This is a genomic window from Dactylosporangium darangshiense (assembly GCF_039537565.1).
In the GTDB taxonomy this organism is placed as follows: Bacteria; Actinomycetota; Actinomycetes; order Mycobacteriales; family Micromonosporaceae; genus Dactylosporangium; species Dactylosporangium darangshiense.
Genome location: NZ_BAABAT010000120.1, coordinates 1 through 8,065 on the forward strand (window position 1 = coordinate 1; position 8,065 = coordinate 8,065).

The following is an 8,065-nucleotide window of genomic DNA, read 5'->3' on the forward strand; positions in this document are numbered from 1 at the left end:
ACATCGTCCACCGACACCCGCTTCGCCACCGGATCGTTCACCGACCCCAACGACGTCTGGACCTGACACTCCGGCACCGCCGGCGTGCTCGTCGCACACCCCGGCAACGACACCAGCCGCAACCGGCCCCCGTAGTCACCGCCATAACCCGTCGCGAACGCCGCATAATCCACATCAAGGCCTACCGCCCCGGACGCCGCGTCACCGTCCGCCCGGGCCACCGTCAACACCACACCCTTGACGCCCAGCTCCGCGGCCGTGTCCTGGCCAAGCACCGACACCTGCACCTGCGACACCGCAGGTGCGGCAGCCTGCGCCGCCTGCTCCCCCGCGGTACGCGGCTCGAACACCGGACCACCCGCCCGCACCGTCACCAGCAACCCACCCGGCTGCGACACCTCAGCCCCCGTCGCCTGCTGCTTCGCCGCAGCCTGCGCCACCCCGGCCACCGGCACCACCGCCGAACCCGCCACCGGCCACACCGGCGCCGGCACCTTGCCCATCGCCGCCGTATCAGACTCGACCCCCGGCCGAGGCCGACCCGGCACACCAGACACCGCAACCGACCGCTCGTCAGGATTCACCGCACCCGCAGGCGACACCGGCGCAGCATGCGCCGGCAACGCCACCAGCACGCCGCTGACAACCGCTGCGGACACCGCAACCACAAGTACCCGAGACCGTCGCCAACCGGCACGGCGCCACGTCGAACCAGACCGCAACGACATCAAAGCGGGCATCAAGACATCCCCCGTACGACCCATCCCAGACCACCGTTCGGCCCAGCCGCACAGAACCTACGGCCCATGATCACCGATGCACAAGAGCGCGACCACATCGACACGAAGCGTTACAAGCGACCCCGTCGGGCAACTAACCGGACTGAAGCCATGTGACCTGCGGTCCGCCACAAGCGCGATCCGGCAAACGATTGCGTGACGATCACCCACGGCACATCACCGCGAATACGACGGAACACCCGAACTTGTACTCTCGCGCTCTACATCGGCAAATTCAGACTCTTTAACCCGCAATACCGCAACACGCTGCGCAACGACTACCGCAATGGTCCAAAGCCGACGCGACGTGTCCCTGCCGTGACTCCGCCACCCCTTCCGCCGACACCGCCCATCCGGCACGGCCGGATGACCCGTTGCCGGAAAGTGGACGAATTACTCCGCCCGGCGCCCGCACCGTCGAGCAGTGGCAGCTCGGGTCCAGCTTGGTCGACGCGGGCGTTCGACACCACCATCCCGCTGCACCAGTGCCTCGAACGTTCGTCCACTATCGACATTGCCAGCCAGGCACGTCCGCTGACGGATCCCACACCGCTCGCCGCCGAGCCACGCTTCACTTCCTGCGACAGAACCGAATTACGTGATCGTTGACACCGAAATTTGGTTCCGTGCCTGCGACCTGCGCGCCGTTACTGACCATCGTCACTGCCGAGGAGCACCCGCAGCTTGCGGCTCGTGCCAACGCCGCACCGCCGCGACCGTCACCTCCGGTTTTTGAACAGGGAAGACGCGGCCTCTCTGTCAACTTTGGTCCACCGGGTTCGAGCCCGTTCGACATCTTCGATGCGGACGGGCTCGAACCACTTGCTACTGTCCCCCCGGCGGCACCGGCCAGCAACGGTCGATGACCACGATGTCGGTGTCGCCGCTAGTCACGGCCATTCCCAGGTTCTGCGGGACCGGCCGAACATGGGAACGATGACGCATACCGGCGGATTAGCCGATCGGCAGTTCAGCCGCTACAGCCAAGCGGCCCGAGCGTGACCAGTTTGGGAGATTCGAACCAGCGCCCGCCGATCCTATGACCGCCGGGTTCCGACTGGCCTGACTGTTACAATCGGGCCTTGAGCTGCTGGAATGCGGTTCGGATTCTGCCACGTATGGTCCACCCATACAATACGGACATTTTATTGTCATGAAGTCACAGCCCGATGAGCTGGGACTTCGTCAATTCCGTGCCGACGATAGATGCTTATATGGGAGCAATGTCCGATTGGCCCGGCGCGAACCCGGCGCGGGTGCTGTTGCATTCGCCGACCAGGGGCCGCGTCGAGCCTGTGCGGCCAACTTCAGATCGCAGCGGCACGTTCGCTGATCGCCGCGGCGATACGCAACCCGCGCGGGGCATCAATGCCAAGCTCGTAATGCCCACGTCGCAGATGCTGGATGAAGGCGTGTCCGGCGATGACCGCCTGGGCGGTCCGGTCGGTGCAAGCGCCGGGTTGCACCGTCCGAGGCATAGGAACGCGGTCGGACGGTGTTCGTCGCCCGGTGCGGTCTGGACGCATGACGTGGCATGGCGTCGAGACATCAGCGATCTTCGTAGCGTTGCTGACCGTGGGTGACAGCCACGGGCCATGGTCGCGGGCGCGAAGGTGTTCAATGGTGCTGTGGGCGCGGACGGCAGGTCGCTTCTGAGCACGCCGCCGCAGCGTGTGCTCGTCATGCTCGGCCTGTACGCCTTGGTGGCGGCGGTGAGCGCGGTCTTCGCCGGCGCAGTTACCCTCGGCACCCTTCGCGTCGGCGGCTTCCACGAGCTGGATCCGCCCGGCACTGCACTACGGATCGGCGCCGCAGTCCTCGGGTGGGAATTCGTCAACTGCCTGTTCTGGGCGGCAAGGCGTTGGCGAGGCCCCGCCGGCATGTACGCCTTCCTGCGAACGGGCCGAGCCGAGCGACGCCACAAGCCCGGCCGACGGTCTCGGGTGCTCCGGTGGGCTCGTGATACTGCGGCACTGGCGGCCATGGTATCCGCGATCCTGCTGCTCCGATTCCCCAACGAGCCCTCAGCACCGCGTGCCGCCATCGCGGTCCTCGTAGCGACCAAGGTTCTGCAGGCGGCGATCTCGCTCTTGCTCGCGACGATGGACAAGGCAATCGGCAGGGTGAGTGAACGTACACAGTTGGTGCAGCCGTCGAGCAACCCGAATCTGGTACCGGTCGAGGACCTGCTGAGCCGTCCGGACATCGCCAGTCAGCACCCGTACAGGCCCCGACACACCGGCAGCTGACACCAGCGGCGCCGCAGTTGCCGTGAGCCGGGCCAGCGGACGATCGCCTGACAAGAGTTGCGACGACACCGAATGCGTACGACGTGGGCAATCCATGATCACGTGCGATGTCATCGGCATCTCCGGGCGCCGCGCGGATGCGCAACCCACGGCTGACACCTACGCGGAGTGACAGTGTGCGGTCAGGCCGGCGCGCACGGACGGCGGCATAGAAAGACGCTGGATCGGGTGTGTTGGCCCCTTACACGCCGGTGCCGACCGCTGCGGTGCTCAGACCGTCGAGATCGGTGTGGTACCAGGTGGATCGTAGGAAGGCATGCAACTCCTCGGCTCGGGCGACGTACCGCAGTCCGCGGGTCTCCATGCCGTCAGGGAGCACGACTCGGCATTGCGCACCCAACTGAGGTTGGTCGTCTCGACTGATCCGCAGCATCGTCGCGACGTCGTACTCCGGGCCGAAGCCCCTGATCAGCGCGAGATCCGGGCCGCGTCGCAAGAGGTAGTGGGCAGACCTGTAGGGGGACGGTCCCCAGTCGGTCACCTGGCTACCGGTCGCGGAGAGGATGTGGAACTGGGTGTAGGGACAAAAGTATGCGGTTTCTCCGGCGACGTTGAGCGAGTAGCAGTCCGAGATGTAGGGCAGCCCGGAATCCAGCGGGTAGAGCCAATCGACGGTCAGATCGCTGTTGAAGCGCGCGAGGCCGTGTCCTTCCGGGCCGCTTCCGCCCATCGCCTCATCGAAAAAGCTGACCCACACCTTGCCAGAGGGGGTGGTCAGCAGGTCCTCGATGGCGTCACCGAGGTGGCCCCGGTGCTGGAGATCGCCGCTGCTCGTCCATACTTCGGCGTTGGCCTCCCCAATCCGGGCCCGGGCAGCCGCCAGAAGCACGCGCCCCTCGGGCAGCGGCTGTACGAAGCTCACCCGCAGGTCGGTTACGACATCGACGGCATCGATGACCCGCCGCCTGCCCGGGACATGCCACGTCACCTGCCTGCGATTGACGCCCTCGCGGAACCGCCACACGGCCAACGCGGTGCCGTCGGGACCTACTCCGACCGCTTCCGGCTCCCGCATCGTGTCTGCGGGATTCGCTGGCATAACGAATCCGTGGCGTTGCAACGGCGCGACCGGCAGCTTCAGAACCTCCAATCGCCGCAGGAGGTCGGCCCGATCACGCTCCACATCAGTTCTCATCGTGAGCATCATCTTGACATGGCGGTCCGCCGATGCAGGGCCCACCGCCGCGACCGGCTCGTCAGCTGGGGCCGGCCCGGGAACGCACGCTTCTCGGCATGTCAGGACACTGGCTGGGCGACGCGCCGTCACGGTCGGTAGCGCGCGGATCGCGGCAGATCCCGGCGCCAAGAGCATTTGCCGCGTGGCGGCGAATCTGCCGGCGGCGTGGGCGGACGACCGTCGGCGCGTAGTGCGACCCTTGGGCCGAGGCAGCGGCCGTACGATCTCGCTGTGGCCAGAGTCGGTCGAATGACCGACCGAATGCGGCGCCATCCGGGCGCCGCCAACGTGACAGTTGCCGAATTCGTCCATCTTCCGGTCGGCGTGTCGATCGCGTCGCTCACGCTGGAACCAGGGGCGGAGCTGGCCATCGCCAAGGGAGACGACGACGGCGAAGGCCTCTTCGTAACCCATGGAACCGGATGGGTCACGAGCGAGCAAGGTGGCCGCGAGGAGATCGTCGCCGGCAACATCGTCTACTACGACTTCGACCCACACCTGGTCATCGGCACGGACGTAGGCATGATCGTGCTCCGTATCCAGGGCGGTTTCATGATGCCGGGTCCGCACCCGTGACGTGATGCTGCGCGTCGGTCACGGGGTCACACCGCAACGCTCGCTCGGCGGCTTGAGCGGATGCTCAGGTGTGGTGATCGATGAGGTCGTCGCTGCTGACCACCAGGCAACCCGACGCATAAGGTCGGCTCAGTAGTGGGCGTGGACCTGCGTCACCGGATGTCCCAGGAGGTCACCAACGGCGGCAAGTTCCTGGTCGCTGAGGTCCCAGACGTGCCGGGTCCAGTTCCTGGCGCTGACCTCGAACCGTGCGAATCCGACCGGCGCTTCGAAGCGCAGTTCGGGCAATGTGAGCTCGGCTCCGCAGCACGGGACCGTCACGCCCAGGTCGTCGATGGTCGGTTCGCCCACCCGCCGCCCTTCGTTTCTCGCGATCAGCAGATCCCAGAACCAGTCCAGCCCGATCGCGGCGTCGCACCGGGCGCAGAAGAGGTCCTCCATGTACTCGCCACCGTCGATCAGCGTGATGCGTTCGTGGAACACCGGCTCGACCACCTCGACATGATCGCCCGGCCCTGCGAAGACACCAGCGATGTACTCCGCCGCGCGAGCGGCCGCCTCGGCCGTCGGCTGCCATTGCGGATCCGTGGGTATTACCCGGATGTAGAGGTCGCTCACCCCAGCCTCTGCGTCGCGCGTGCGATGGCAGATGACAAACCGCCACTGCCAACGATGCCATGGAGGACCGCCCTCCCCAGCGAGATCGTAAGGGATCAAGAGGCGAGGCCTTTACCAGCGACGGCCGCGGCCTCTACCACCGTGCCCTACAACAGGGTCCGACCGGCTCCCAGGAGCGGACCTGCTGATCAACAACTGTCAGCGCGCCATCCGCGGCTTGAGCGGAAACGTGATCATGGATTCGCTCGGCGGATTGAGCGCTTCCGTCCGATCGTGTCGGCACGGGCAATGGGTGTCGTGCTCCAAGACCCCGTGGACAATGGGCCGGTGACCGTTGCCTCTTCCCGCCGCGGCCGGGCGCTGCTGGCGGCGGCCGGGCTGCTGCTGGTGGCCGGCTGCACGGCGCGCCCGCCCGGCTCGGCGGCGACGGACGTCCCGCACCGGTCGGCGCCGGGCGTGGCCGAGTTGGGGTGCCCGTCGTCAGCCCGCGTGGTCGGCGACCACGGCGGCGCGGTGTCGAGCGTCGGCTTCAACATCGAGGACGACCTCCTGCTCAGTGGCGGTTCGCTAGACGGCGCAATCCGGATCTGGGACGTCGCGACCTGCACGCAGCACGGCCCGGCGCTGCGCGGTCCGGACGCCACGACCCTGTACCGCTCCGTGTTCAGCGAGGATGGCAGCCTCATCGCCGGTGTCGACGTTGCCCGCTCGCGCATCCAGGTGTGGGATGCGGCGCACGGGGCCTCAGTAGCTACGCTGCCGGTCTCCGGGGCGAGCGGTGGACTCGCGTTTTGCAACCTCTCACGGCTGGCCATCGGCGTCCGCGACCACATCGTGTTCCGCGACGCCGTGACCGGCGCGGAGGTGGCGCCGCCTCTGGGGCACCCCGGAAAGATCCAGGCGCTGGCGTACAACTTCAATTGCACCTGGCTGGTCAGCGGCAGCGACAACGGCACGGTGGTGGTGTGGAGCCTGATCCACCAGCCCGCCGAGCGGTTGGCCACCTTCACGGTCCCGTCCGCCGGCAGCGTCGTGGACGTGGCCACGACGGGCGCTGGAGACCTCGTGGCGGCGGCCGGCCTCGACAACCGAGCGATCTCGCTCTGGAGGATGCCGGACGCCACCCCGGTCGGGTCGCCCGTGCTCCTACCCGGCCCCGCCCGGTCGGTCGCCTTCAGCCCGGACGAGCAACACCTGGCGGCCGGCAGCGACGACAGTCTCGTGCTCATCGACACCATCACGGGCGCGCCGCTGTGTCCGCCCGCCCCGTACAGCAGCGGGTCGGTCGCCTACCACCGCACCGGCCGTCTCGCCGCCGCCGGCACCGACGGCAAGGTACGCGTCTGGGAGAACGACGACGCCCTCACCGACTGCGCCGCCGCCGCACAGGCCGCCGTCTGACCGACCCGCGCCCCGACGCGGTCGCGCGGCCGCGATGGCTCGTTCGACGCGGCGCTGACCGCCTGCAGCGCGTCTGCCCCCTCGTTCGAGGCGCGGTTCGATCCACGTTTGCTCTGGACCGAACTTGGCAGAATAAGAACCACATCATCCCTGTTCAGGGGCCAGATGTAACCATCGTTGCCGTGCGTCGCAGGGTCCGGTCCAACGAATGAGGAGCCGTCGAGGTCGCCGCTGAGCACCCGTGTCCGAGCTTGGGGGATACGTGATTGAACGTGCCAGACTACGAGCTCTACCGACTGGCGCGAACCATCGACGGCACGAGAGCGGATGCCATGATCGTCGCGGTATACCGCGATCCCACGCGCATTTGGCGAACTTGGGCGCGGGCGGTCTCGGTTACCACGGCAAGTCCTGAGGAGCAGCCATGTACATCTGGAGCCGTCGGAACCGACGTGCGCTGCGCGGCCGTCTGCTGCACGGCGGCCGCGCTCGGCTTTGGATGGGTTGCCATCGACGACGCACGGGGAGGTACGGTCGATGCCGAGGTGGTCGGTATCCAACACATCTCCTCGGGTCGGCGGGTCTACGAGGTCCGGTTCGACGTGGCTGGGCGGACCTGCTCGGCCCAGGTGCACTCCGGCTCCAACCCGCTGCCGCGTGACGTGCACATCGGTGGGATCTCGAGGCTGCGGTACTCGGCATCAGGTCCGTGCACGAAGGTGCGTGAGACCACCAGCCCTGGTCCTGGACCGCTCCCGATCGTCATCGCGGTTGTAGCGATCGGGTTGTGGGCGGGGGTGTGGTCAGGGCGATTGCGTAGTCGGTCGGCGGCACCGTGAGCTGGGAGTCTCTGAAGATATAGGTCTCTGCGGAGGCAAACGAAGCGGGTGAGATCCCATCGGTGATCATGGAGTTGCGACGCTTCACGACACCGAGGAAGACCCCACCCGCCGATGGCATCATCCCTCATCCGCGCGCTCGCCGTGACGGCACCCGTCACCGGCGCTGCGCCCGCACCGGTCACCGATGGTGAACAACACGGACTGTTGCACGCACTGACCCAGATCCCTGACCCGCGTGACCCGCGTGGGGTGCGCTACCCCCTCGCCGGGCTGCTCACCGTCGCCGTGTGCGCGGTACTGGCTGGCGCGTCGTCGTTCGCGGCAATCACCGACTGGCTGCACGACCTGGACGAACACGCCAGC

At 67.3% G+C, this 8,065-nt stretch carries 8 protein-coding genes; 4 read left to right on the forward strand and 4 right to left on the reverse strand.

Annotation, left to right across the window (positions count from 1 at the left end; translation table 11 throughout):
- Positions 1-503: hypothetical protein (locus ABD901_RS57745; RefSeq protein ID WP_345144761.1), on the reverse strand; the 503-nt coding region annotated here is incomplete at its 3' end.
- Between the two features lie 1,583 nt (positions 504-2,086).
- Entirely contained in the window at positions 2,087-2,245 is a 159-nt protein-coding gene (locus ABD901_RS57750) for a hypothetical protein (protein WP_380138912.1), read from the reverse strand.
- A gap of 129 nt (positions 2,246-2,374) precedes the next feature.
- Between ABD901_RS57750 and ABD901_RS57755 the strand changes: the two genes are divergently transcribed.
- A complete protein-coding gene (locus tag ABD901_RS57755; protein ID WP_345144763.1) occupies positions 2,375-3,028 on the forward strand; it encodes a hypothetical protein in 654 nt (217 codons plus the stop codon).
- Between the two features lie 241 nt (positions 3,029-3,269).
- Here the strand turns inward: ABD901_RS57755 and ABD901_RS57760 are convergent, their stop codons facing one another.
- A complete protein-coding gene (locus ABD901_RS57760) occupies positions 3,270-4,223 on the reverse strand; it encodes a hypothetical protein (RefSeq protein ID WP_345144765.1) in 954 nt (317 codons plus the stop codon).
- A 291-nt stretch (positions 4,224-4,514) separates the two neighbouring features.
- Here ABD901_RS57760 and ABD901_RS57765 point away from each other — a divergent pair, with 291 nt between their 5' ends.
- Positions 4,515-4,841, forward strand: a complete 327-nt coding sequence (locus ABD901_RS57765) for a hypothetical protein (protein WP_345144767.1) — start codon at positions 4,515-4,517, stop codon at positions 4,839-4,841.
- Positions 4,842-4,970: 129 nt separating this feature from the next.
- Here ABD901_RS57765 and ABD901_RS57770 read toward each other — a convergent pair whose 3' ends face one another.
- Positions 4,971-5,459, reverse strand: coding sequence for a hypothetical protein (locus ABD901_RS57770; RefSeq protein WP_345144769.1), 489 nt, complete (start codon positions 5,457-5,459; stop codon positions 4,971-4,973).
- Positions 5,460-5,786: 327 nt separating this feature from the next.
- Between ABD901_RS57770 and ABD901_RS57775 the strand changes: the two genes are divergently transcribed.
- Together ABD901_RS57775 and ABD901_RS57780 are read left to right on the forward strand one after the other, a co-directional pair.
- Positions 5,787-6,860, forward strand: coding sequence for a WD40 repeat domain-containing protein (locus tag ABD901_RS57775; protein WP_345144771.1), 1,074 nt, complete (start codon positions 5,787-5,789; stop codon positions 6,858-6,860).
- A gap of 953 nt (positions 6,861-7,813) precedes the next feature.
- On the forward strand, positions 7,814-8,065 hold a 252-nt coding region (locus ABD901_RS57780; RefSeq protein ID WP_345144773.1), incomplete at its 3' end, for a transposase family protein.

Excerpts from the sequence above, each read along its gene's own strand:
- ABD901_RS57755 (WP_345144763.1), top strand. The coding sequence starts at position 2,375 with ATGGTCGCGGGCGCGAAGGTGTTCAATGGTGCTGTGGGCGCGGACGGC.
- ABD901_RS57760 (WP_345144765.1), bottom strand. The coding sequence starts at position 4,223 with ATGAGAACTGATGTGGAGCGTGATCGGGCCGACCTCCTGCGGCGATTG.
- ABD901_RS57765 (WP_345144767.1), top strand. The coding sequence starts at position 4,515 with ATGACCGACCGAATGCGGCGCCATCCGGGCGCCGCCAACGTGACAGTT.